At 64.2% G+C, this 22889-nt stretch carries 17 protein-coding genes and 2 pseudogenes; 6 read left to right on the top strand and 13 right to left on the bottom strand.

The window, feature by feature from the left end; all coding sequences use genetic code 11:
* Positions 1 to 46 precede the first annotated feature (46 nt).
* From ACYQPG_RS20415 to ACYQPG_RS20405, 3 genes and pseudogenes are all read right to left on the bottom strand, one after another.
* Positions 47 to 1128, bottom strand: a pseudogene (locus ACYQPG_RS20415) (IS5 family transposase).
* 265 nt (positions 1129 to 1393) lie between these two features.
* Entirely contained in the window at positions 1394 to 1834 is a 441-nt protein-coding gene (locus ACYQPG_RS20410; RefSeq protein WP_461231617.1) for a bleomycin resistance protein, read from the bottom strand.
* Positions 1835 to 2049: 215 nt separating this feature from the next.
* Positions 2050 to 2721: a TetR/AcrR family transcriptional regulator gene (locus ACYQPG_RS20405; RefSeq protein ID WP_461232487.1), complete on the bottom strand. Its 672-nt coding sequence runs from the start codon at positions 2719 to 2721 to the stop codon at positions 2050 to 2052.
* Between the two features lie 81 nt (positions 2722 to 2802).
* Between ACYQPG_RS20405 and ACYQPG_RS20400 the strand changes: the two genes are divergently transcribed.
* On the top strand, positions 2803 to 3543 hold the full coding sequence (locus ACYQPG_RS20400; protein WP_461231616.1) for an SDR family NAD(P)-dependent oxidoreductase: 741 nt from the start codon (positions 2803 to 2805) through the stop codon (positions 3541 to 3543).
* 265 nt (positions 3544 to 3808) lie between these two features.
* Here the strand turns inward: ACYQPG_RS20400 and ACYQPG_RS20395 are convergent, their stop codons facing one another.
* Genes ACYQPG_RS20395 through ACYQPG_RS20385 form a run of 3 tightly spaced genes read right to left on the bottom strand, consistent with a single transcriptional unit; the run spans position 3809 to position 8355 of the window.
* Positions 3809 to 6277 carry a branched-chain amino acid ABC transporter ATP-binding protein/permease gene (locus ACYQPG_RS20395; protein ID WP_461231615.1) on the bottom strand — a complete coding sequence of 823 codons (2469 nt, stop codon included), beginning with the start codon at positions 6275 to 6277 and terminating at the stop codon, positions 3809 to 3811.
* Positions 6278 to 6281: 4 nt separating this feature from the next.
* Entirely contained in the window at positions 6282 to 7151 is an 870-nt protein-coding gene (locus ACYQPG_RS20390; protein ID WP_461231614.1) for a branched-chain amino acid ABC transporter permease, read from the bottom strand.
* A 10-nt stretch (positions 7152 to 7161) separates the two neighbouring features.
* Positions 7162 to 8355: an ABC transporter substrate-binding protein gene (locus ACYQPG_RS20385; RefSeq protein ID WP_461231613.1), complete on the bottom strand. Its 1194-nt coding sequence runs from the start codon at positions 8353 to 8355 to the stop codon at positions 7162 to 7164.
* Between the two features lie 194 nt (positions 8356 to 8549).
* Between ACYQPG_RS20385 and ACYQPG_RS20380 the strand changes: the two genes are divergently transcribed.
* Positions 8550 to 8984 (top strand): nuclear transport factor 2 family protein, encoded by a 435-nt coding sequence (locus ACYQPG_RS20380; RefSeq protein WP_461231612.1) that lies wholly within the window; start codon positions 8550 to 8552, stop codon positions 8982 to 8984.
* On the opposite strand, the gene ACYQPG_RS20375 is transcribed toward ACYQPG_RS20380, so the two are convergent.
* Positions 8985 to 9695 carry a GntR family transcriptional regulator gene (locus ACYQPG_RS20375; RefSeq protein WP_461231611.1) on the bottom strand — a complete coding sequence of 237 codons (711 nt, stop codon included), beginning with the start codon at positions 9693 to 9695 and terminating at the stop codon, positions 8985 to 8987.
* Positions 9696 to 10931: 1236 nt separating this feature from the next.
* On the opposite strand from ACYQPG_RS20375, the gene ACYQPG_RS20370 reads away from it, so the two are divergent.
* Positions 10932 to 11279: a hypothetical protein gene (locus ACYQPG_RS20370; RefSeq protein WP_461231610.1), complete on the top strand. Its 348-nt coding sequence runs from the start codon at positions 10932 to 10934 to the stop codon at positions 11277 to 11279.
* Between the two features lie 68 nt (positions 11280 to 11347).
* Here ACYQPG_RS20370 and ACYQPG_RS20365 read toward each other — a convergent pair whose 3' ends face one another.
* The 5 genes from ACYQPG_RS20365 to ACYQPG_RS20345 form a co-directional block, all read right to left on the bottom strand.
* Positions 11348 to 12712: a S8 family serine peptidase gene (locus ACYQPG_RS20365; protein ID WP_461231609.1), complete on the bottom strand. Its 1365-nt coding sequence runs from the start codon at positions 12710 to 12712 to the stop codon at positions 11348 to 11350.
* Positions 12713 to 12779: 67 nt separating this feature from the next.
* Positions 12780 to 13565 (bottom strand): phosphatase PAP2 family protein, encoded by a 786-nt coding sequence (locus tag ACYQPG_RS20360; RefSeq protein WP_461231608.1) that lies wholly within the window; start codon positions 13563 to 13565, stop codon positions 12780 to 12782.
* Positions 13566 to 13604: 39 nt separating this feature from the next.
* Positions 13605 to 15395 (bottom strand): adenylate/guanylate cyclase domain-containing protein, encoded by a 1791-nt coding sequence (locus tag ACYQPG_RS20355; protein ID WP_461231607.1) that lies wholly within the window; start codon positions 15393 to 15395, stop codon positions 13605 to 13607.
* A 1056-nt stretch (positions 15396 to 16451) separates the two neighbouring features.
* Positions 16452 to 17480 carry an IS110 family RNA-guided transposase gene (locus tag ACYQPG_RS20350; RefSeq protein ID WP_461231606.1) on the bottom strand — a complete coding sequence of 343 codons (1029 nt, stop codon included), beginning with the start codon at positions 17478 to 17480 and terminating at the stop codon, positions 16452 to 16454.
* Positions 17481 to 17680: 200 nt separating this feature from the next.
* The gene (locus ACYQPG_RS20345; RefSeq protein WP_461231605.1) at positions 17681 to 19582 is read right to left on the bottom strand and encodes an adenylate/guanylate cyclase domain-containing protein; all 1902 of its coding nucleotides are present in this window, start codon (positions 19580 to 19582) and stop codon (positions 17681 to 17683) included.
* Between the two features lie 408 nt (positions 19583 to 19990).
* Between ACYQPG_RS20345 and ACYQPG_RS20340 the strand changes: the two are divergent.
* The 3 genes and pseudogenes from ACYQPG_RS20340 to ACYQPG_RS20330 form a co-directional block, all read left to right on the top strand.
* Positions 19991 to 20446 (top strand): annotated as a pseudogene (locus ACYQPG_RS20340) (DUF2157 domain-containing protein); the annotation flags it as partial.
* A gap of 157 nt (positions 20447 to 20603) precedes the next feature.
* Positions 20604 to 21098, top strand: a complete 495-nt coding sequence (locus tag ACYQPG_RS20335; protein WP_461232539.1) for a hypothetical protein — start codon at positions 20604 to 20606, stop codon at positions 21096 to 21098.
* Between the two features lie 251 nt (positions 21099 to 21349).
* The gene (locus ACYQPG_RS20330) at positions 21350 to 22012 is read left to right on the top strand and encodes a GDYXXLXY domain-containing protein (protein ID WP_461231604.1); all 663 of its coding nucleotides are present in this window, start codon (positions 21350 to 21352) and stop codon (positions 22010 to 22012) included.
* Between the two features lie 290 nt (positions 22013 to 22302).
* On the opposite strand, the gene ACYQPG_RS20325 is transcribed toward ACYQPG_RS20330, so the two are convergent.
* Positions 22303 to 22824 carry a DUF1993 domain-containing protein gene (locus ACYQPG_RS20325; RefSeq protein WP_461231603.1) on the bottom strand — a complete coding sequence of 174 codons (522 nt, stop codon included), beginning with the start codon at positions 22822 to 22824 and terminating at the stop codon, positions 22303 to 22305.
* Positions 22825 to 22889 lie beyond the last annotated feature (65 nt).

Below are 22889 nucleotides of genomic sequence, written 5' to 3'. Positions count from 1 at the left end.
CTGGCGGTGGTCGTGAACGAGCTCAGGGGGCTATCCCGAGCGTCCCTCAGGCCTCCACCGGCCGGGCTTCGATCCAAAGGAAGCGCTTGAGGTTGTAGGCGAGATTGGCGAGCCCGATCTTGGTCCGGGCTCGGGCCAAACCGATCGTGCGCACGAACAGGCCGAAGCGGTGCTTCTGCCCGGCGAACACCGTCTCGACGGCTGAGCGGACCTTGGAGCGGGCGCGGTTGGCCTTGCGCTGCGCCGGCGTCAGATCGAGGCCGGGCTGCCGCCGGAAGTGGACCTTCGAGCGCCGGCCATTCTTGGCAAGATGCGCTTCGTTAGTCTTCGAGCGGTAGGCGGTATCGGCCCATACGTCGCTCGCCGTGTTGGTCGCGTCGAGGACGTTGGCTAGTTGTGCCCCGTCGTGGGCGGCCGCGCTGGTCACGGTGAAGCGGCGGACGAACCCGTGCTTGCGGTCGATCGAGACGTGGGTCTTGTAGCCAAACATCGGAACGGCGATCTCGACCTTGGCCTTGGTGCCGTCCGCCATTGCGGGCCGCGCCTTGACCCGCTTCAGGGTCCAGCAGGCATCGCGATCTCATCTCGCGCCAGCTTCTTCGGTTTGGCCGCCCACGCGTCAGGGATCTTGCCCTCCCTGAGAGCCGCCTTCTCCGCATCGGTGTTGCGCTGACGCGGAGCCGCGATGATCGAGGCATCGATGATCTGGCCCGACGTCGCGAGGTAACCCTTGCCCTTCAACCAGGCGTCGAAGGCTGCAAACAGTTCGTCGATCGCGCCGGCCCGGGTCAGATGCTCCCGGAACAGCCACACCGTCTTGGCGTCGGGCACGCCATCCTCGAAGCCGAGACCGAGGAAGCGCATGAACGAGAGCCGATCCCGGATCTGGAACTCGGTGGCGTCGTCCGAGAGCGTGTAGAGTGTCTGAAGGACCAAGATCTTGAACATCAGGACCGGGTCGTAGGGCGGGCGGCCCCCCTTCGACCCATCGGACCGCTTCAGTGCGGTGGCCAACTTCGGGCGGAAAGCCTCGAAGTCGATCAAGGCCGCGAGCTTCACCAGCGGGTCGCCGTTCTCCGACAGACGCTGATAGCGCTCATCCAGATCGAAGAACCCTGGGTGACCCATCCGAGCCTCCCCAACGCCGACAGCATCAGGGAATCACGACACCGCACCGTACGGAAGGGGGTATTTCGAGGTGTCCGATCGAGCAGGTGAATGACCGCTTTCGAGACGCATCGAACAGCCGTCCGCCGTCTGCATCGGGTCAGTTGCCGAATGACTGCTTGGGGTAGATCTGCGTCAATCTGCTTCCGGGCAATAATCAAGGGAAGCTGACATCGCCGTTGCACCCGTTCGCGATCCTAGGCAGATGATGGAAAAGCGATTTTACTCACTTTGGCGCCACCACTGCGGCCCTCCTGCCAAGACCAGTGAAAAAGCGGAGAAGATAACCATCAGGGTCAGATACGACAAACTGACGGTTGCCGCCATCTTCATGGTTTATCCGATACCATTTATCTTCAAGTGGCAAATAGAATTTCGCGCCCGATCGCTCTGCTCTCTCGTACAAATCGTCAACGTCTGGAACGTTGATCTGAAGATTGATCCCTCTGACGTAAGGGTATTCTAATGGGGCGGGCCGGAACCGACGCCCAGGTCCACCTGCCTCTTCGAGCATCAAATGCACCGGACCTCGCGCGAGGTAGGCAAATCGCTCCTCGGGTCGATCAAAAAGCCGTTCGAAACCCAAGGCTTCGACGTAAAACGATAAGGATCGATCCAGATCGGAAACGTCGAACTCAGGCACAACAGGCGGGGCATTCAGCGACATTCCATAACCTAACAGGCGAAAGGCCGGGCGCTAGTAGGCAATGAAGCAATCATCCCGTTTGGGCTTTCCACCTAAGGGCGAAGTCGCTGGATGGCGGCTTATGGGAAGTGCCCGCGGCGACCCGAACGGCCGGGGTGGGTCGACATCGGCCAGACCGCTCCACGGCCAGGATGGGTGAATTATCGCCGGTCTGCTTTCGGGAAGAGGCCAGTAGATCAGACGTCGTCGACCATAGATTTGGCAATTCGGGCGTCCCAGCCAGCCATCGCAATATCGGCGACCGCGTCCAACTCTTCCCGGCTCGCGCCATCACGGGCCAGGATCGACATGCCGTTCTGAACGGTCTGCACGAAGCGGGAAAGAGCGCGAACGTTGATTGAGGCCGGGAGCTCGCCCGCACCCATAGCCCTCTCCAGGCACGCCTGCAGACTCTCAAGCGTACCGGCGCGTGCCGAGCGCACGAGATCCCCGAGTTCGGCGTGGCCCTCATTCCCGACCGAGGACAGCGTCACCATGCAGCCGCGCGGAATGTCGGTGACCGAGCCCGTCAAGGCCGCGGCGGAGTCCTTGAGAAAAGCCTCGACAGCCTCGCGCGCCGTCCCCGCCGCCCGGAACCGCCCCCAGACGAGCGCCTCGTAGGTGTAGACGTAATGGCGTAGCGCCTCAGCATAGAGCGCCTCCTTCGAACCGAAGGCGGCATAGAGGCTCGGCGATCCGATCCCCATCGCTTCCGTGAGATCGGCGATGGATGTTGCTTCGTAGCCTTTGCACCAGAACAGACGCGTCGCCTGGGCGAGCGCCGCCTCACGGTCGAACGCACGAGGGCGTCCTCGACCTCGAACCTGGTGCGCTCCGGGAGGCTCTGGTCTCTGATCCGGTTTCTGCATCGTTCGATATATAAATCCCTTGACCCCGATCGCCAACATGCCTAGCCATTTCTGTGTCGAACGATACAGAAAGGTTTAGCGATGCAGGAACTGGTTGGGAAGCGAGCCCTCGTCACGGGTGCTTCGCGTGGGATAGGTGCGGCCATCGCGGTCGCGCTCGCCGAGAAGGGCGCCGACGTGGCGATCACCTACGAGCGTTCGGCAGACCGTGCCGCGGAGGTCGTCAAATCGATCGAAAGCAGGGGCCGCAGGGCATTTGCCATCCAGGCGGATTTTGCAGATCCATCGGCGGTCAAACGGGCGGTGGCCGAAGCTGTCCAGGCGCTCGGGGGCTTGGACATTCTCGTCAACAATGCCGGGATCGCGCTCTACTCGACGTTCGCGGATGTCAGCGTCGAGACGATCGATGCCTTGTTCGACGTGAACGTGCGGGGGCCGCTGCTCGCGGCGCAGGCCGCCATTCCTCATCTCCCTGCAGGCGGGCGCATCGTGACGATCGGCTCCGCGGGTGCCGAACGCATCGTCGGCGACACGGGTGCGATCTACTTCATGACGAAATCCGCTCTACACTCCTTCACGCGCGGCCTCGCGCGAGAACTTGGATCGCGCGACATCACGGTCAATCTAATCCAACCCGGGTCCACCGATACCGACATGAACCCGGCAAACGGCGAGTTCTCCGACTTTCAGCGTAGCCTCAGTCCGCTCGGCCGGTATGGAACGCCAGAGGACGTCGCCGCCTCCGTCACCTTCCTGGCGAGTCCTTCAGCCCGGCATGTCACCGGGGCCATCCTGAATGTGGACGGTGGACAGACGACGTAAAAGCGGTATTTCGGTGTAACGCTGAGGTGGAGTGTCGTCGGTGTCGATCGCTCCACCTCATAGACCACTGACCTGCCACCAACGGCCGCTTTCGGAATGTCCCGGCAATTCTCTGAACGGCTCGTATGGGTCGGAGGCGGAACGTCCGCGTCGGGGCGAGAGGTCAGGGTTGAGTTGCGTCCCCTCACGGCCTCGCCGCGCGGGAGCAGGCCTCTGATCCACCCGCCATCGCCTCCAAATCCAGTTAGCTCTCGCAAAACCTAGATCAAGCCGCGCCGAGATAAGCCGCCTCCAAGCCCTTGTCCGCCGCAAGCTCGGCGGACGTTCCTTGTGTGACGACGCGGCCCTGCTCGAGGACGTAGCCGCGGTCGGCCACGGTCAGGGCGAGCGCCGCCATCTGGTCGACGATGAGAATCGTGGTGCTGGCATCCCGAAGCTCCGCCACCACGGCGTAGAGGGCATTGATCATCGCCGGCGCGAGGCCGAGCGACGGCTCGTCGAGGAGGAGGATGCGGGGCCGCGCCATCATCCCTCGGGCAATCGCAAGCATCTGCTGCTCGCCGCCCGACAGGAGGCCGGCCCGGCTCGTCGCTCGGTCGCGCAGGCGGGGGAAGCGGGTGAGCAGCGCCTCGATCTCGGCGGGGTCGATCGGGTCCTTCCGGCCGTGGGCGCCGAGGCGGATGTTCTCCAAGACGGTCAACTCCGGAAAAACTTGGCGGCCCTCGGGCACGAGGGCGAGGCCGAGGCGGGCGATCCGGTGGGCGGGGAGCCCATCGACGGCGCGGTCTTCCAGCACGATCCCGCCCTCGACCGGGCGCAGGAGGCCGGCGAGCGCCCGCATGGCCGTGGACTTGCCGGCACCGTTGGCGCCGAGCAACGCCACGGTCTCGCCGGGGCGGACCTCCAGGGACACTCCCTCCAGCACGGCGGCGGCGCCGTAGCCGGCGGTGAGACCGTGGGCCGAGAGGACGGCGTCGGCCGGCCCCCGCCAGGGGGCCGCGCGTGGCCGAGCCGGCGTGTCGGCGGCACCAAGATAGGCGCGGATCACCGCCGGGTCGTGGCGGATCGCGGCCGGGACGCCGCTGGCGATGGGCCGCCCGGCATCCATGACGAGGATGTGGTCGGAGATACCCATGACGAGCGGCATGTCGTGCTCGACGAGGATAACAGTGACCCCGCAGCCGGCGATCCGGCGCAGAAGCCCGCCCAGGCGGTCGGTGTCAGCGCGGGTGAGACCGGCGGCGGGCTCGTCGAGGAGGAGCACCCGGGGCCGGCCGGCGAGCGCGCGGGCGATCTCCACGAGACGGCGGTCGACGTGGGGCAGTTCGTCGGCCCGCCGGTCGAGAGCGCCGGTATAGCCGGTGAAGGCCAGCAGGCCAGCCGCCGTCATCCGATCCGCGCGGCCGGCACGACGCAAGAGCCGGCCTGGAGAGAAGGCCAGGGCGACGTTGTCGACGACACTCAGCGAGCCGAACAGCCGCGTGGTCTGGTAGGTGCGGGCGATGCCGGCCCGGGCGATGGTCTGCGCAGGCGCACCCGTGAGGTCCCTGGTACCCAAGCGGATGGCACCGGTGCTCGGGCGGTAGAAGCCCGAGACCATGTTGAGCACCGTTGTCTTGCCGGCCCCGTTCGGGCCGATGACGCTGGTGATGACACCGGGAGCGGCGGTGAACGACACGCCATCCGCCGCGCGGATACCACCGAACTGAATGCCGATGGCCTCCACCACCATGGACTCGCCCGGCCGATCGCCTAGGAAGCCGGCAAGGTCGGTGTCTCCAGTGACCCGAGCGTCCATACGAAGGGGAATCAGCCGCGAAAGGCTGCCGACGAGACCGGACGGCACGAGCCAGAGCACCACGAGGGTGGCGATCCCGAAGAACAGCAGCCGATACTCGGCGAGCCCCGACAGGGTCTCGGGCAGAAGCACGGTGACGAGGGCGCCGAACAGGGGGCCCAGCACGGTGCCGGCCCCACCGACAACGACAGCGAGGACGAACAGGATCGATTGTGAGAACGGGAACGAGCTCGGGGCGATGAATAACATGAGGGGCGGCAGCACGGCGCCGGCGAGCCCCGTGAGCGCCGCCGAGACGGCGAAGGCCAGCGTCTTCACCCGCACCGGATCGAAGCCCAGCGAGGCAGCCGCCACGTCGGTATCCCGCACGGCGCACATGGCCTGGCCGAGGCGGCTGAGCGCCAGACGGTGGAAGCCATAGAGGCTCATTCCGGCAGCGAGCACGCTCAAGATCGCAAGTTCGCGCTCCGCGAAGGGGATGCCGAACAGGCTCGGGCCGCCGGTGACGACGAGGCCGTTCTGCCCGCCGGTGAGCGCACCGCCCTCGATCAGCGCATGCTCGACGATGAAGCCAAAGGCGATGGTGACCATGGCGAGGTACGGCCCCTTCACCCGCATGGCCGGCACCGCCAGGACCACGCCGACGAGTGCCGAGAGCAGGGCTGCGGCCGGCACGGCCAGCCAGAAGCCCATACCCGCGCCGGTGAGCACGGCACTCGCATAGGCGCCGATGGCGTAGAAGCCGGCATGACCGAAGGAGATCAGCCCGGCCAGCCCGAGGAGCACGTTGAGGCCGACCCCCGCGACGGTCGTCAGCGCCACCAGCGCAATGATGAAGTGGCTGTAGCCAGCCGTTCCCGCGACGAGGCCGAGGCCCATCGCCGTGAGTGCCGCGATGGCGATGGGCATCGCCAGCCGTCCGTTCAGGTGGCGCATGGCGTCAGACCTTGTTGACGGCGCGACGGCCGAACAGCCCATCCGGTCGCAGCGCCAGCGCCAAGATGATCACCGAGAACACGATGAGCTGGGTGTAGGCGGATCCAAGCGTCGCCGTGACGCCCGCCTCAAGGAGGCCGTAGAGCAGCCCCGCCACGACGACGCCGGTGGCCGAGCCGATGCCGCCGAGGATCGCCACGGCGAAGGCCTTGATCCCGAACAGCACGCCCATTTCCGCCGAAACGGAGAACAGGGGCGCGATGAGCAGCCCCGCGACGCCGGCCAGCACCGCCGACAGGGCGAAGGCGCAGGCCACGGTTTTCCGCACGTCGATGCCCATGAGGCGGGCCGCGTCCGCGTTCTGGGCGACGGCCAGCAGCACGCGCCCTAGATCGGTCCGGCGGAACACCGTGCGGATCGCGATGGCCACCGCGATGCCGATGACCGGAATGACGAGCTGGAGCGGGTAGATCCCGGTCCCGAAGATCTGCACGGGCGACACTGCCAGCACGGAAGGCAGGCTTCGCGGCTCCTTGCCGAAGGTGAACAGCATGGCGTTGTCGAGGACGATGCCGCCGGCGACCGTGGCGAGCAGCCACGCATCCGAGCCGCGCTCGACGAACGGCCAAACCAGCAGCCGCTCCACCACCACGCCGAGGAGGGCACAACCGGCAAGCGCAGCGAGGACGGCGAGCGGCATAGGCCAGCCCAGTGTCACCCCGAGCCAGTAGCCGAGGACGGCGCCCAGCGTCACGGCCGACCCTTGCGCGAAGTTGACCGTGCCCGACACCGCGTAGGTGATGTGGAAACCGAGCGCGATCAGCCCGTACATGCTGCCGAGGCCGAGGCCGGTGACGAGGGTTCCGGTCAGCATCCGACCGGACTCAGTTCGTCACGGCGACGATCTCGCCGTTCTGGAAGCGGGTGAAGACGTAGTCCTGCGGACCAAGCGCGTCGTGCTGGCCCGGAGCGAAGGGCTTGTCGTAGGTCTTGATCAGGCCCGGGTATGTCGCGACCTTGTAGAAGCCGTCGCGGACCTCCGGACCCTTGGTCGAGTTCGCTGCTTTGATCGCGAGCGCCAGCAGGTGGATCGCATCGTAGGCGTTGGCGATGCCCACCGCCGGCGTCACGTCGGCCATCGACTTGATCGCCGGGTACTTCTTCTTCAGTGCCTCAAGGACGGCCGAAGCCTTCGGCGAGGTGTTGCCTGCGAAGGTGAAGGTCTGGATGAAGTGGACTTTCCCGGCGTTCGGGCCGGCGAGTTCGTCGAAGCGTCCGCCCGCCGGGCCCCAGTGCGAGACCACCGGCACGGTCCAGCCCATGCGGTCGAGGGATTTCACCACCTGGGCCGAGGGGCCGACATTGCCTACGAGGAACAGAGAGTCGGCGCCGGCCTCCTTCAGGCGGGTGAGTTGGGGCACCATGTCGACGTCGGCGGCCTCGTACTTCTCGATGCCCGCGTTGGGGAGGTTCGCCGCCTTGAGGGCCGCGACGAGGCCCTCACGGTTCGACTCGCCCCAGGCGTTGTTGACGAGGATGAGGCCGGGCTTCTTCGCGCCGTGGGTCTTCACCGCGTAGGCCACCAGGGCTTCGTCGACGAGGGCGTCCACGGCCGAGACCCGGAACGCGTAGTTGTCGGCTGCTCCGTTGCGGGTGATGCCGGTGCCGGCGGCCCAGGGGCCGAGGAACGGCACCTTCAACTGGTTGGCAATAGGCACCACCGCCATGGAGACGGGGGTGTCGAGGCCGCCGACTAGAGCGACGACGCCGACGCGCTGGATCAATTCGCGTGCGGCAAGCACGCCCTTCGACGGATTGGCCTCGTCGTCGCGCGCGACGAGTTCGAGGGGCCGGCCAAGAACGCCACCGGCGCCGTTGATCTCGTCGATGGCGAGGCCGATGCCGCGTGAGATCGCCTCGCCGGATTTGGCCGACTGGCCGCTCAAGGCCGTGACCAAGCCAATACGGATCGGCTCCTCGGCGAGGGCCGTGCCGGAGGCACCCAGGAGCAGGGCGGCGCCGAGGGTCGCGCCAAAGGATGCCCGGCGGGTCAGGGACGGGCTGGTGCGGATGCGCATGATGGGAGGTCTCCGACTGAATGAGCTCGCCATGCGCAATGCGTGTGCCATGCACGAAACCATTGCAATAACTCAAGAAATCAGAACAGCCCCAAGAGCATGCCTCGAACTTCACCAAAGTGCATACACTTTTTGCATGCACTTTGGGCGGACGGCGGCGAGAAGGGGCAGGAGCACATGAAGGAGATTGAGGGATGACGGAAGGACCGAACGACCCGAACACGACCGGATTGGACACGACGGCGCAGGACGCGGCCATCGTCACCGCGTATCTCGAAGCCTCGATGGTGCCCGATCCGGAGCGAGCGGCGACCTACATGGCGCCGGGCATCGAGATCGTGTTCACGGGCGCCCGCCGCTTCCGGCATCCCCGTGAGGTCACAGCGTTCAACGCCGGGCGCTACGCCTGGGTGAAGAAGCGCATGGAACGCCTTGACGTGGTGCCGGACGAGGGCTTCACCACGGTCTACAGCCTCGGTACCCTTTACGGCGCTTGGCCCGACGGCACGACGTTCGAGGGTAACCGCTACGTCGACCGCTTCACCGTGCGGGACGGCCTGATCGTCACCATGGAGGTGTGGAACGACAGTGCCGAGCGCATCCTGACGGCACGCGGCATCACTGCCTGATCAGTTTGACGCCTCGGCATAGGGGGCGAGCAGCTGGAGGAGGTCGCGGTCGCGGCGCGGCGTAGCAGTGATGCGCGCCCGCTCGGCGACGGCGTCGAGGTGGTGGTCCATGAGGGCGGCGGCGCGGTCGACATCGCCCGCGACCAGCGCCGCGATGAGGGCGCGGTGCTCGGCCACCGCGCATTCGGCCGAATGGGGCCGGCTGTAGAGCGACAGGATGAGGGCGCAGCGGTAGCCGAGTTCGCCGACGTAGCGGTCCAGCACGGAGCTGCCGGTCATCTGCGCCAGCAGCAGATGGAACTCCGTTGCGAGGCGGATCGAGCCCAGTCCGCCGCCGCGCCGGGCCGCCTCCTCGCTGTCGACATGGGCATGCAAAGCGGCCTCCTGGCCGGCATCGAGGCGGCCGGCGAGGCGGGCGACGACGAGGCGTTCCAGGCCGATGCGGATGTCGAAGGTGTCGCGCGCCTCCTCCCAGCTCGGCGTCGCCACGACGGCGATGCGGTTGCGGCGCAACTCCACCAGCCCCTCGCCGGCGAGTTGCCCCAGGGCCTGGCGCGCGATCGTGCGGCTGACGCCGAATCGCTCGCCCAGGGCATCCTCCGGCAACCGGTCGCCGGGCGCTACGGCTCGTTCGACGATCGCCTGCCGCAGAGCCCGGCAGATCGCCCCGACTCGGTCCGTGCCGCCCTGCCGCGTCGTGCTGCTCACCATGGCGTTTCCACCCATCCTGCCTTCGTCGTCCGGTGTCCTGCCGGACGACGATATGCCCGCCAGCCTTGGCCCAGCTAAACCCGCCTAGCCTGCCTCGGCCAAGCACAAGCGGGACCAGTCTCCGAGTCCCGACCACCAAGCTTCGACCACCGGGTACCGCCCCCGAGAACAGGATGCAGTTACAAATTCCGCGATGCCGGGCGCTCGCCCGTCTATGCCGCCAACGGGGCGGTGGCGCCCTCCCACCCCCTCGCGTCTCTGGTTGTCATCGAGACCCTGAGGGCCTGCCACGACATCGGGAATGCCAGCTATCGAGGCCGTGGTCGTGCGGGGCGTGGTCGAGCCTACCTTGAACCGCTCTCGACGTGCGGGAGGCGCCGTGCAGGTTCGGCTACGGCGGCGTCGCACTGCCGGGGGCTTCGCGGCCGGTATCGCAAAAGCCAGTGCTGCGCGAGGCCACGTCAGGGACCCGGTACCCCTCATCGGGCGGCGGCCAGGTCATCTGGATTGCCCCCGAACCAACATGTGCGCCGACAGCTACGATCCGCGTATGGACGGGACGCGTTGGGAAACTAGAGGCGTCGCTGGCTTGCGTCACGCTGGAAAGTTCTTGTGCAGCGCGGGAGCCGCAGTGGAGCCGCACATGGGTCGCCGCCTTCGACCCTGGCTGACCCTGCTTACCGGGCCTCGGGCATATCCGCGTCCGGCGTCTTGGTTAAATGCTTCAACGACCGGCTTGGGTAGATTTTTGCCGGTCTGCTTTCGGGATGCTCGATCAGAAAAGCGGACGTGTACTTAGCTATCAATGATCGGCGGCTATCTGCCCATTCAAATCATTCGATGTATTACAGCCGCTCCACCAGGTTGGACATTTTGCGCGGCCGCTGCCACGGTGAGCGAGTCCTATTAATGATATAGGGTACTCTGCACCGTATCATTAGGAACCACCTTCGGGTCTACTATGATCCCCCACACGAAATTCCCGACCGTCTGGACCACGCCATCGCTGGCCTCCCCGCTAATCGCAACAAGATTACGAGCTATGTTTTCTAGGACGAAGCGCCGTTGACAAGTACCGTGGAGAATTGATAAAGTATTGCGACGCGATTATGGTTCACGATCGGATGTGTACAGCATCAAGTTGGATTTTCTATCGACAGATTGCTGAATGCCTGCGACTAGCTTCAGACTAGTCAAAATTTTTGAACGCTGGTCATTTAATAGCAGATGGTCCCGATGACGGAGCCGCATAGGACTTTTGATATATCGAAGCCAATCCGTTTCTGTATCGGCTGGGCCGATGACGATTCGGTGTTAGCACTGCGTTTTGCTATAATCGATGCTCTCCAAGGACGAGAAACAAATCAGCAAAACTTGCCAGAAAAACAACTGCTATGCTGCGGCAGCGTCCAACGCTCGGAAGACGAAGTACGAGTCAGAATGCTTCTTTTCATCGACAGCGAGCGGCAAATTGTTGATAATGCATGGACGTTGACGTATAATTCTAAAGATCACCATTTTGATGTTGCAGTCGCAGTGGCCGACGCCGTTTCTGTGTATATTAAGGAAATTAGCTGCAAATAGAGGAGCGCAAGATCACACAGGGCTTTTAGTGAGGCGAAGCCCTTTCACCCCGCCGGCGCCCAAATGAATTAAGGGATGAGTCCCAGGCTACGGCCCGCGTCAATGGGCTGCAGAACGCCGTAGCCAAACTCCGCATTCCACCCCGCGGGTCCAGACTGCAGGGCGGTCGAGCGCAGGACCTGCACCATAGAGGCGGCGGAAGTGGTCGTCGGCTTCGCACCAGTTCGAAGCGCTGCGACACAGCCGGCCGCGACCGCGCAGGCAGCCGAGGTTCCCCCATCGGGCGTGAACCGGTTTCGGCTAAGCGAGCCCAGAAAGTGACTGTAGGCTGTTACGTCTGGTTTCTGCGGCATCATCCCAGCGATCGACGGCCCCTTGGCGGAGTAGCCGAGCCGGTCCCCGGCAACCGTGCAGGCGGCGAGAGTGAGCACCTCCGGATAAGCGTTACCTCCCATGATCGCACCCTTCACACGCTTCAGGCACGGAGCCGCTGGACATTCAGGCCCGCAATTGGAGCCCGCGAACACGACGTCGGCTCCAGCCGACGTTAAGGCGCGGACGTATGACCGGAACGGATGACTCGGGTTGTCGACGTAGCGGCCCGGATGACCTTTTGGGAGGTCGAGGCTCGGATGGTAGATGCCCCAGCTGTTGCTTACCACGAGCGCTTCTAGGCCCTTGGGCGGTCCGTCGAGCACCCAGCGGGTGATCAGGAACCAGTAAGCTTGAATGGCGGCCCCGATCGTTCCCGCTGCCGTGTGATCGCCGGCCGGGCGGGCGGCGAGGGCCGGAATGTCAAGCAGGGTGGCCTTCGGCGCTGCGATCAGCGCGTCGAAGGCGCACATCGTCCCGTGCCCGACCCGGTGCATGCCGGGTACGGAGACAATGGTCGAGGGCGACCAGGACTGGCTCACGTCGAGGAGCGGCGGTGCGCCGAGCTGAGCGCTCAACCGCGCCAGGGAGATGCCGACATCCACAATCGCGATCGCGACGCCCGTGCCGTCAAGACCGTTCTGGGTGAGCACATCGGTGTCGAGCCGCATCCGCACATCCGCCACAGTTCCGACCGGCCGGCTGCTGCCACAGGTCAGGTTGGTGCCGACCTCGGCATCGGAATAAATCGCACCCTCGTCGAGTGTGTCGGGGATCTCGCCGGAGGCAGGCACCGGAACGATGGCACGCACTAGGAACCGCTCCGACTTGCGTGGGTCGAATGCCAAGGGAGAGACCTCCCGCGCGGCCGCGCCTGCGCCGATCGGGATCGCCCCGAAATTGCGGTCAAGCCTCACCCCATCCGGGACGCGGTACGCGTCCAGCCTTCGGCTAGCTGGCTCGCGGGCGGCCACGCTCTCAGCAGCCCGGACGAGGGCCCGGTCGCCCGGACGCTCCCAGAGGACGCGACGGAATCCGGATTGCGGGATATTGAGCGCCACGAAAGCCTCCATTCCTCACCGCGAGTGCATCCACCGTCAAATCGGTGTCCGTCTCGGCGGCGGATGCTCAAGCCCACTCCGCCTGCGCAGCCACCAGCGTGTCCTTGTAGAGCTGACACTGCTTGATGAAGGGCTTCAGTTGCTGGCCCAAATCCAGGCCGACATCGACGTCCTGGCGGAAGTGCAAGCCTGCAATCACTCGGTTAAAGCCGACCCTCGTGGCAAGCGCCGACAGAGCCTGGGCGTGGGCTGGAACGAGTTCCGCAAGGCAGGCAGAGGTCAAGCTTCCGATCAGAGCATGACCGGCAGGATAAGAGGCGTGGCCTGGCACCGAAACCGGTGGGTAGAGCGTAGGACAGACCTGGGACGGCCGCGGCCGCGTTGGGTTACGAAGCTTCAACACCATCATCGCCAACTCGCCGCACCGCGCAATCAGCTTCATAAGCAGGTAGGTTAGCGGATGCGAAGCCCTGCTGATGTTAAGCAACTGCATCCAGCAGATCTGGAAATTTTGGTGCTGCTGGACGATCTCAGCGAGTGCATCCGGGCGTTCTGTAATCGCCAGGATCAGCAGATCGTCGATCATTGGCTGAGTGATGGCGGCCGGACCCGGCATAGTGATCGCGGCATCCCAGGTCTTTGTGCCGACCTTGGCCTTCATAAATTGAGGCACGATAGCGAGAGCGAACAGGTCGGGATCCCAATCGGAGGCCCTGAACGTGGCAGTGAAATTTGCTGGAACCGGGATCTCCGCGAGCGGATGGTCAGCACGCATCGCGAAGGTCTGCGCACCAAGCGAGCTCGCGGTGTCAGCCCAGTTGCCGCCCTGTGCGTCGAACCAATTGCCTCCCATTGCCCGCTCCCCGATCTGCCATGGCACCGGTCCGCGCTACTATTGCGGTAGTCCGGCCTGCTCCAGTCTGTCTATAAATTCACCTAACAAATTCCCTAAAAATGGACACCTTGCCGAATACGTTTTCAAGCGAAAATCCGGCTGAATCGAAAGAATCTTGCGAGCAGCAAGATTGGCTTCCGGAATTTGATCGAGCGCAACTAATGTTGCTGAAAGTATTCGAAGATTTGCAGACAGCCTTGGATTAAGCGCATATGTTTTCCGCGACCATATATGCGCCTCCTCATAGTTTCCATTAAGATAATGCGCTTGCCCTAAAAACATAAGATAAAAATATGTTTGCACGTCAACCGGAGAGATACGCAGCCCTTGCTCCGCACGTTTGACTGCAGTTGCTCCCTGTCCAACATAGCCGTAGACACCGCTACTGAGCGTCCAGGCCATGGCGTTGCCGGGCGAGGCTTCGAGGGCGCGCTCGAATATTAGCATCGCGTTAGGGTATTCGCGAAAAAAAAGCGCTTGCGTGTGACCGTAGACCGCGAGCGCGAAGCCGTCTGCCGGGTCGCGCTCCACTGCGGCGACTGCGAGACGTGTCGCCTCCTCGGCCTCGGAGGCTACATCCGTGGCCCAACCCTGCGCCACGTTATGAATGTGCCACAGGGCAGCATACGCGAAGGACGTTGCGTAGGTTTCGTCCGTCTGCATTGCGTTCTGCAGGTGTTCGCGAGCCTTCGGAAACTCAGGGCTGCGCATGAGGTACATCGCGTCGACGGCCTGCAGCACCAGTTCGTAGGCGTTCCGGTTCTCGGAGCGCTTACGAAGCGCGCGCTTCAGTTCGGCCTCGCGGACATGGGGTGCGATGCTCCACAGAATGCGGGTGGCGATGCGGCTCTGCAGGTCGAAGATATCGGAGTTCGACCCGTCGTAACGGTCGGCCCAAATCACGACACCGGTCTCCTGATCGGCGAGGCTGGCGTTGATCCGCAGCGTTGCCCCGTCGACCGCCACGGAGCCGCTGAGCACGTAGCGGACGCCGAGTTCCCGACTGACCCGCCTGCGGTCGATGCTTCGGCCCTGATACGGCAGGGTGGAGCTGCGCGAAATAACCAGCAATCCACGCACACTTTGCAACGCCACGATAAGGTCATTGGCCAGCCCCATGCCAATGTAGTCGGAGCCGAGCGTCCGACCCTCGGTAACGAAGGGAAGCACCGCGATCGATGGGACCTTGGCCTTCAGCCGACGCAGCGGTCGCGCCGCTGCATCCGATTCGGGCTCACTCCCCAGAATCGAATAGGCCCGCACCGGTATCGCCATATTTTTGAGATGAATCGGGCCGAGGTCGGTCGCTTTAATCCTCGCGCGCGGCGCGATCGCGTCGAAGACGGGCTTGGAGATGATGATACCGTCCGGCGGCGCCATTTCCTGCAAGCGCGCCGCGATGTTGACGCCGCGGCCGAACACATCGCCGGAGTCGATAATCGTAGAGTCGACATTGACGCCGATCCGGAACCTGATCCTGCGCTCGCCTGGCTGGGCGCGCTCGGTGGCGGCGACCTCATCTTGCAGCTGGATCGCGCATTCGACAGCGTCGAGCGGCGAGTCGAATGACGCGATCAGGCCATCGCCGGTGTTCTTTACGATGTGACCGCGGAAAGAGACGATGCAGGGGTCGATGGTGCGCACCCTGAGCGCACGTAGCCGCGTGTGCGTATCCTCTTCGGCGATCTCGGTCAGTCGCGAATAGCCCACCACATCGGCCGCCAGGATCGCAAGTGTATTGCGGACGATCTTCTCGTCCTGCCCAGCCGGCCCCATCGTGTTTGCCATCCCTGGCTCCTGATTGGCCATCCGTAACGAGCGTTCCGGATGAAGCAGTACATCGCGGCACCGTGATTCCTTATCATGGTTGGACGCATCTCGGCAGTATCAACTTGATCGTAAGCTCGTCATTTTTGTCAAATATTAAAATCGGTCGTAAAAATGTAGTTTCGGTGCAAATATAAATGAATATATATTGTTCAGCGTTTAGATTACCCGGCCAATCAAATCGTGAAGTTACTCCCACGTCAGTCCTATCTTAAAATATCGACATCCTGCAGATTCCGTCCGGCAATTGCCTGTTTCTAGTTCACGCATACTTCGACGTGGTCAGCAACCGCGTCGCCGTGGTGAACCTGGACAGCGCATATATTATCTCGAAAGTCGGGCCGCCGACCCACGCTGATCGTGGCCAGCGCGCCCGCCTCTCGGTGGCGTTTGGTTCGGAGCGTCTGGACTGGTGCACCGAGCGGCCGCAACCGTCCTCTCCAAGGGATTCGAAGCTCGACGATGCGGTGCCGCTGAATAGTGTTGGCACCAAAACTCGGGCTTCAATCCCGGACCTTCCTGGACAAATCCAACTAAATTCTACGTCATCAGATCTCGCTCAAGATCAAAATAGCTGTTCGAATAAATTAGGCGCGAAATGGCCCAAATACAGAACGCGTCCGAGCAAGAGGCCGCTCAGTGACGCTCCAAGATCAAGGCCTGAGCCGTTGCGAACATCCGCTTCTCCGATACAAGCACCTGAAGCGGTTAAACCGCTTCCGTTCAGCTACAGTAGCACCGAACGTTCCCGCCAATGTCTTGTGTGGATGGACCTCGCATTGCGGGCGGCGAATTCAGGTTCTGGCGCGTTGGTCGGGTGCAGTCTTGTGTCCGGCCTGTTGATGCAGTCGTTCATGTTGACCGCTGGCCCTGATGGTATCCGCGAGCTGGGTCCCACTCTGCTTTGCGGGCTATGATGCCCTGGACAGACAGCGGGGTGTCCCGGCTCCCGGTCTGACCGGTTCGCCATCAACTCTCATCGTCCTCGCAACCTGGACAGTCGTCTTCTCCGTGCTGTCAGGCAGCCCTGGCCGCCGGTGCGCAGTAGGTGCCGCCGTGGGTCATGATCGCCCAGGCGACCCGCGCCGTGCGATTGGCCGCCGCAACGGTCACCACGCGCACCGGCTTACGCTGCAGCAGCGCCGGCAGCCGCGGGTCGACCGAGGTCGGTGTGGTCTTCGCACGCCGGATCAGAGAGGTCATGCCGACTACGAGCAGCCGGCGCAGGTAGCGGTCGCCCATGCGCGAGATCCGGCCCAGGCGCTCCTTGCCGCCCCTGCAGTTCTGCAGCGGTGTCAGGCCCAACGAGGCCGCGAACTGCCGACCGGAGCGAAAGCGCTCGGGCTCGCTCACCGAGGCGGCCAACGCGGTTGCCGACACGATGCCGACACCCGGGATCGTCGCCAGGCGCTGCGACAGGTCGCTGTCTCGATGCCAGGCCAGCAACTCCTCCTCCAGTCGAGTGAGTTGGATCTGCAAGGCTCCGATCTGATCGGCCAGCCCGGTCACCACGCGCTGGGCTAACGGCGCCACCTCGGCCGCGTCTCCGGCCGAGAGCCGGGCCGCCAGTTCGAGCGCGTGCCGCAGGCCCCGCGCCATCTCGATCCCAAACTCGGCGAGCAGGCCGCGGATCATGTTCACCAACTGCGTGCGTTGCTTGACCAGCAGATCGCGCGTCCGGTGCAGCGCCAGCGCCGCCTGCTGCTCGGTCGACGTCACCGGCACGAAGCGCATGCTCGGGCGCGTCACCGCCTCATAGATGGCAGCGGCGTCGTTCGCATCGGTCTTGCCACGCTTGACGTACGGCTTCACGTAAACTGGCGGCATCAGCCGCACGTCGTGGCCGAGCTTCATGAGTTCCCGGGCCCAGTGGTGCGCCGTGCCGCACGCCTCCATGCCAACCATGCATCGCGGCAGCTTGGAGAAGAACGGCACGACCTGTGCCCGCCTCAGAGTCTTGCGCACGACGACGTGCCCAGCTGCATCGACGGCGTGAACCTGAAATATGCTCTTGGCCAGATCGATGCCGACGGTGGTGATCTCCATGAGAATGGCTCCTGCATCTGCGTGGCTGCTGCTTCGACAGCAACCACATCTTGGCACCGAGATGCCGTCAGTTGGAGCGGGAGCCATCCACCCCATCTGCTTTTACCGCAGTCATGCTCGGAAGCGGACCAGCCGCTTTCGGCCAAAAGCAGCTGCTTGCCGACTTGGACCCACCGATTCGATGGGCTCGTTGAATGCGTTCACCGCTCTGGCAAACCCGCGCGTCGGAGCCCGTCGTAGATGCGCTCGCGTTGGGCGAGGAAATTCGGATCTGTGGAGGTCAGACCTCGATAGCGGGCAAGGGTGTAGCCTGGCCGGAGCTTGAGAAACTCGGCGAGGGACGCCCGGGCTTCGGCATCCCGATCCAGCCGTGCAAAGGCACAGGCGAGATAGAGATGCGGGAAGTCGAACAGCGGGTTTACGGCCGCCGCGCGGCGTAGCGGTGCGATCGCCTCTTGATCCTGCCCGAGATGAAGCTTGGCCAGCCCTTCCCGTGCGAGCCAAGCGCCGAGCAAAGGATCTTTTGGGCTGAGGCGGATCGCAGCCGCAATGTCGCGCTCCGTCTCCTCTGCCCGACCGAGGAAAATATGGATGAGGCCGCGATAGGCGTGGGCCCGCGCAAAGCTACGATTCAGGGTCAGAACCCGGTCGAACGCGGCGAGCGCCTCCGAGTAGCGGGATCGGGCGCGCAACGTCTCACCGCGCAGGTAATGCGCAAACGGGTGCGTGGGATCACCCTGCAGCACCGAGGCAATGGCGCGCTCGGCCACCTCGAGGTCGGCAGTCCGTTCGGTAGTCCAGCCGTTCAGCGCCCCATCGACGAGCACCTCGGCCATTCCAAGTCGTGCGTCGACATTCTCCGGATCGAGCTTGAGGGCCCGCTCGAATAAAGGGAGGGCCTGCGCATGATTCTCGCGTGCAAAAGGCCGGTTGAGCAGGGCTTGGCCGCGCATGACCAGATCCACCGCATCCACCGGCTGACCGGAGCGCGCGCGTGTCGCAGCTTCTAAGAGACGAACACCGAGCGCGCGGCCGACCTGTGTGACGAGGACATCCTGCGTGGCGCCGACAGCGGCACGCGGTCTGTCGTAGTGGTCCGCCCAGAGGGAGGCGCCAGTCTCGACGTCCGTGAGTTGCACGGCGAAACGCACTTGCTCGGCGCTGTGCCGTAAACTGCCCTGCACGACGTAGCGCACGCCGAGCTCTCGACCGATCGCGCGCGGTTCGGACTGCCGCCCCTTGTAAGATTGGGCCGTGCCGTGAGCGATCACGAAGGTGCCGGGGGCGCGGGCGAGGTCGGCGGAGAGATCCTCGGCCAGCTGCTCGGCGAGATAATCCTGGTCCGTGTCGCCACTCTGATTTGTGAGCGGCAGGACAACGAGCGACAGCCTCGGTCGCGCAGGCACGCGCGGTGCTTCCCCCTGCTCGGATCCGACGAGGTGAGGCCAGGCCATAGCCAGCCCTGCGGCGGCGGCCAGAACGGCGGCCGCCCCGAGGGTCGGTCGAAGGGCTGCGCGGGCGCGGCGTGCCTGGACGTTGCGCCATGGCTGTCCATCCGGTGGGGGCACGGCATACACGCGCAAGGGCCGGGCGATGTTCTTCAGGCGCTGCGGACCGAGATCGATGAAGCGGATATCCGGAAGGCCGCGCACTTGAAGATAGGCCGCCTCGGAAAGCCTCAACGCACCGGGATCGGCTGCCGTCTGCAAGCGCGCCGCGATGTTGACGCCGTCGCCGAAAAGATCGCCGGCATGCACCATAATGTCGCCGATATGGATCCCGATGCGCAGGCGAAACTGTCCTGCGTCGCCGTCGGCTTCGGCAAGCGCCCGCTGGATCGCCACGGCGCAGCACACAGCGTCCGTTACAGATGCGAACTCGGCCAACACGCTGTCCCCGGCCGTGTTGGCGATCCGTCCTCGCCGCGCCAGGATAAGGCGGTCGACGATCATCCGCATGGCCTGGAGAGCCCGCATCGCGCCGCTTTCGTCGGCGTGCATCGCTCGGGAATAGCCAGCTATGTCGGCGGCGAAGATCGCGGCAAGCCGACGTTCCGGAACCGACCATTCCGATGCGGTGGACCGCTCCGTGTTCTCGCTCATCGCGATCCGTTAGTGCTTCGACGGCCGAGGTACTGCTCGCTGCGAAGACTTTATCGAACGCGGCGGCTCAAGTCTCGTGCAGATATCTTCGACAAGCTCCGTGGCCACGTTCAATATTCGGTCTATCGACAATGGTCAATTAGACGCCTGCTCTAAAGCGCCTCACGGCAGATTGGTGCTGTCCAAGACGCCGGGTCTCAGCGTCGAGGCAAGCAGGGGCAATTCCGTCGCTCTCATTCATGAAGGCTATTGAATTGACCGTCCATGGTCTCATCCCAGGTCAGGACGGGGTAGTTCATTCACAAATTGACAATCATCTGATGCGGTTGTGCCGAAAGATTCGGATTTCAGAGACCATGACGTAAGATTTTGGGCTGTTTGATTCGCCTCAGGATCCGAAGGTCGCACATGCCGCTGTCCTATTCCGCACGCCTGCGGCGCGACCTTCGCGACTGGCAAGAACGCGGTTTGATCCAGCCGGAGCAGGCTGGGCGTATTGCCGCCCATGCCCTCGCGCCTCGCGGTCTCCGGCATTTTCAGACCGCTCTTGCCCTGTGCATCCTCCTGCTCGTAGCGCCATCCATCATCGCGTTCGTAACGGCGAACTGGTCCACGATGTCGCCGTCCGCTCGGCTGATCGTTCTATTCCTCGCCAACGCCGCGGCCGTGTCCGCCACCTACCTCGCATCGCGGCGCGTTGCCCGCGACCAAGCCGGCTCGATACCCAGGCTCGTGGATGGGCTGGCAACCTTGTCCCTCGCCATCGCGGCGGCCACGCTGGCCCTGGTTGGGCAGACCTTCCACGTCGCCGCGGATCCCCACGGCTTCGCCGAGACTATCGCGGTTCTCGGTCTAGCGACCGCGCTCGTCACACGCTGGGGGGGGGGGGGGGGGGGGGGGGGGGGGGGGGGGGGGGTTCATCGCCTGCATTGCGCTCATCGCAACCGACGCGGGCCTGGGTGGGCTCGACCTTGCCCTGATGCGGGGAGAAGCCGCCTCAGGATCGGGGTCTTGGTTCTGGATGGTGGGGCCGGCGCTGTTCCTCGCAAGCCTGTCGGGCTGGCTGCCGGCGCGAGGGACCACGCTGCTCCTGCTCTTGATCGTGCTGACCAATCATCTCGGGGGCGCGCCCGCTGGGCTGACGTTTCTTCTGCCGCCTGACCGCATCCTGTCTGTCGCGGCCCTCGCCCTTGCTCTCGGCCACGTGCTGTCCCGTTTCTCACGCGAGGGAGTATGGGCGTCGCGCCTCCACGACGGTGCGCAAGCACTCACGCACGCCGCTGTCGGGCTCAGCCTGCTAGGTAGCGTCATGGTATCGGTGCGCACGCTTGGCTTCGGTAGCGCGCAGCCAACCTTCATGGTGGCGCTCGCATTCGTCGCGATCGCGCTCGCCGTACTCATCCTTGTACGCTTCCGAACGCCCACTTGGGCGACGACTCCGATGAGTGATCTCCTCGTTCTTGCTGCGGCCGCCCTGGCACTTGTGGTCTGGCGGGTCACAGGCTCGAGCCGCTAGTCCTCGACGTTCTGGACCGTATGGGGCGGCATCGTGCCGGCGCTTATACTCGTCGTGGCCGGCGAACTCGAGGACAGGCGCGAATTGTACGGCTGGGGATTGGCACTGACCGGTGGTTTCTCGCTGAGCATGCTCGCTGCATCCCGCAATCTGATCGCCTTCTCGGGGAACCTGCTGCTCTGCGCGCTTCTCGTAACCCTCGCGCTATTGGCCTGTCGCTGGGCTGCTCGCCTCGTCGATCGGAGAGCCGCGTGAGAAGCTATATCCTCGGCTTCGCCTTCGCTGGCTTGCTGGTGATCCAGGTGCTACCTTCGGCGCTTCTGGCCTGGCAGCAGACGCAACGGCTGAATGACGGGCGCTTGGTCCGCCTCGCCGGCGAAACCCGGGATCCACGTGATCTGCTGCGCGGGGAATTTAGCGTCCTCGCATACGAGATCGGACGCATCCAGGGGACAGGCGCAGGAACGAAGCCACCGAGCTGCGATCTCAATGCCCGCGAGAGCTGTCGGCTTGAGGCCGGGCGTACCGTTTATCTTCGGCTCTCGGTCGATGCCGAGGGCATCCACCGGGCAGCCGAGGTGCTGTTCGAGCTTCCGACAGGTGACGTTCCGTTCATCAAGGGCCACTTGAGTTCAGGCACGCTGGTGCGCCAGGGGGCTCTGCTCGGCATTCGGGCCAGGAACGGCGGTCAGCCCACCGACCCCACCACTTGCCAGCGTTCCGTCTGTCTAACGGGCGTCGTGAACTACGGCATCGAGCGATGGTACGGAAAGCAAGGTGTGCCTGCCAAGCTCGATCGCACGGCGCGTAAGGAAATTCTCGTGGAGGCGCGCATAGCGTCAGACGGGAGTGCGGTAATCGACGGGATTATGGTGGCGGGCAAATCCTTCGCCAAGACCGCGCCCCTGTGGTGAGGATCTATCTCGGTCACCCCAACCCGCTGCCAGCACGTGCAGAGGTAACAGGCGCGCAGTCGGCTGAGAGGCAGTTCGACATTGTAGGGCTGCTGACCATGGACGATCAGGCGAGCCTTTCACTTGGATAGGCTCGACCTTGGGGCTCCCGTTCGGAGGAGGAAACAGGAGTAAATGCACCGGCAGCGGTAAGGCTCGGTCGAGGACGCAGAAACTGCCGCGGCGAAGGCGTCATGCGCACGTTCACCCGGTCGCGCGGATTGGATCTGGGGCTTTGGGAGCCGGAACGACTACTGCGCCGCGTGGATATTCGGAGGGCCAAGATGCTGGAGAAAATCCGGCTTGCCGAGGCTCACGCCAGCGCCCCGGAGGATCCCGTAGGCTGTTGTCACGTGGAAGAAGAAGTTTGGAAGCGCGAAGCCGGTCAGATAGGCCTGCCCACTGAAGCGGTATCCCATGCCATTCGGGAACTTCAGCTCCACCTCCCGCTCCGTGCTTGAGGCCAGCGCCGCCGGATCGATGCCTTCAACGAAGGCGATCGTCCTGGCACAGCGCTCCTTGAGTTCGGCGAAGGTCGTCTCGACGTCGGGCATCGAGGGCGCTTCGATCCCAGCCAGCCGTGCCACCGCATTCTTCGCACTGTCGGATGCCATTTGGTACTGGGCAGGCAGAGGCTTCATGTCGGGAGCCAGCCGCCGGACGAGCAGCTCGGCTTCTGGCTTCTCCGATGCCGCCTTGTCGAGCCAAGTGCTCATGTTGCGAAGCGCGTTGACGAAGACGGGGACGCTGACGTCGTGGATGCTGATGCTCATCTGGGCTTCCTAAGGCACCTGCTATGAAAGACGCGGTGAGAAGGCGCACACCTCAAAAGAGTGCG

Source organism: Methylobacterium sp. CM6246 (assembly GCF_054818005.1).
The sequence above is the reverse complement of the archived record's forward strand: the minus strand, read 5'-3'. Positions and strand labels throughout refer to the sequence as shown.

What these genes read in the sequence shown, in the direction of transcription:
- ACYQPG_RS20410 (WP_461231617.1), bottom strand. Translation starts at nt 1,834, where the DNA reads ATGTCGCTGAATGCCCCGCCTGTTGTGCCTGAGTTCGACGTTTCCGAT.
- ACYQPG_RS20405 (WP_461232487.1), bottom strand. Translation starts at nt 2,721, where the DNA reads ATGCAGAAACCGGATCAGAGACCAGAGCCTCCCGGAGCGCACCAGGTT.
- ACYQPG_RS20400 (WP_461231616.1), top strand. Translation starts at nt 2,803, where the DNA reads ATGCAGGAACTGGTTGGGAAGCGAGCCCTCGTCACGGGTGCTTCGCGT.
- ACYQPG_RS20395 (WP_461231615.1), bottom strand. Translation starts at nt 6,277, where the DNA reads ATGCGCCACCTGAACGGACGGCTGGCGATGCCCATCGCCATCGCGGCA.
- ACYQPG_RS20390 (WP_461231614.1), bottom strand. Translation starts at nt 7,151, where the DNA reads ATGCTGACCGGAACCCTCGTCACCGGCCTCGGCCTCGGCAGCATGTAC.
- ACYQPG_RS20385 (WP_461231613.1), bottom strand. Translation starts at nt 8,355, where the DNA reads ATGCGCATCCGCACCAGCCCGTCCCTGACCCGCCGGGCATCCTTTGGC.
- ACYQPG_RS20380 (WP_461231612.1), top strand. Translation starts at nt 8,550, where the DNA reads ATGACGGAAGGACCGAACGACCCGAACACGACCGGATTGGACACGACG.
- ACYQPG_RS20375 (WP_461231611.1), bottom strand. Translation starts at nt 9,695, where the DNA reads ATGGTGAGCAGCACGACGCGGCAGGGCGGCACGGACCGAGTCGGGGCG.
- ACYQPG_RS20370 (WP_461231610.1), top strand. Translation starts at nt 10,932, where the DNA reads ATGACGGAGCCGCATAGGACTTTTGATATATCGAAGCCAATCCGTTTC.
- ACYQPG_RS20360 (WP_461231608.1), bottom strand. Translation starts at nt 13,565, where the DNA reads ATGGGAGGCAATTGGTTCGACGCACAGGGCGGCAACTGGGCTGACACC.
- ACYQPG_RS20355 (WP_461231607.1), bottom strand. Translation starts at nt 15,395, where the DNA reads ATGGCAAACACGATGGGGCCGGCTGGGCAGGACGAGAAGATCGTCCGC.
- ACYQPG_RS20350 (WP_461231606.1), bottom strand. Translation starts at nt 17,480, where the DNA reads ATGGAGATCACCACCGTCGGCATCGATCTGGCCAAGAGCATATTTCAG.
- ACYQPG_RS20345 (WP_461231605.1), bottom strand. Translation starts at nt 19,582, where the DNA reads ATGAGCGAGAACACGGAGCGGTCCACCGCATCGGAATGGTCGGTTCCG.
- ACYQPG_RS20335 (WP_461232539.1), top strand. Translation starts at nt 20,604, where the DNA reads ATGGTGGGGCCGGCGCTGTTCCTCGCAAGCCTGTCGGGCTGGCTGCCG.
- ACYQPG_RS20325 (WP_461231603.1), bottom strand. Translation starts at nt 22,824, where the DNA reads ATGAGCATCAGCATCCACGACGTCAGCGTCCCCGTCTTCGTCAACGCG.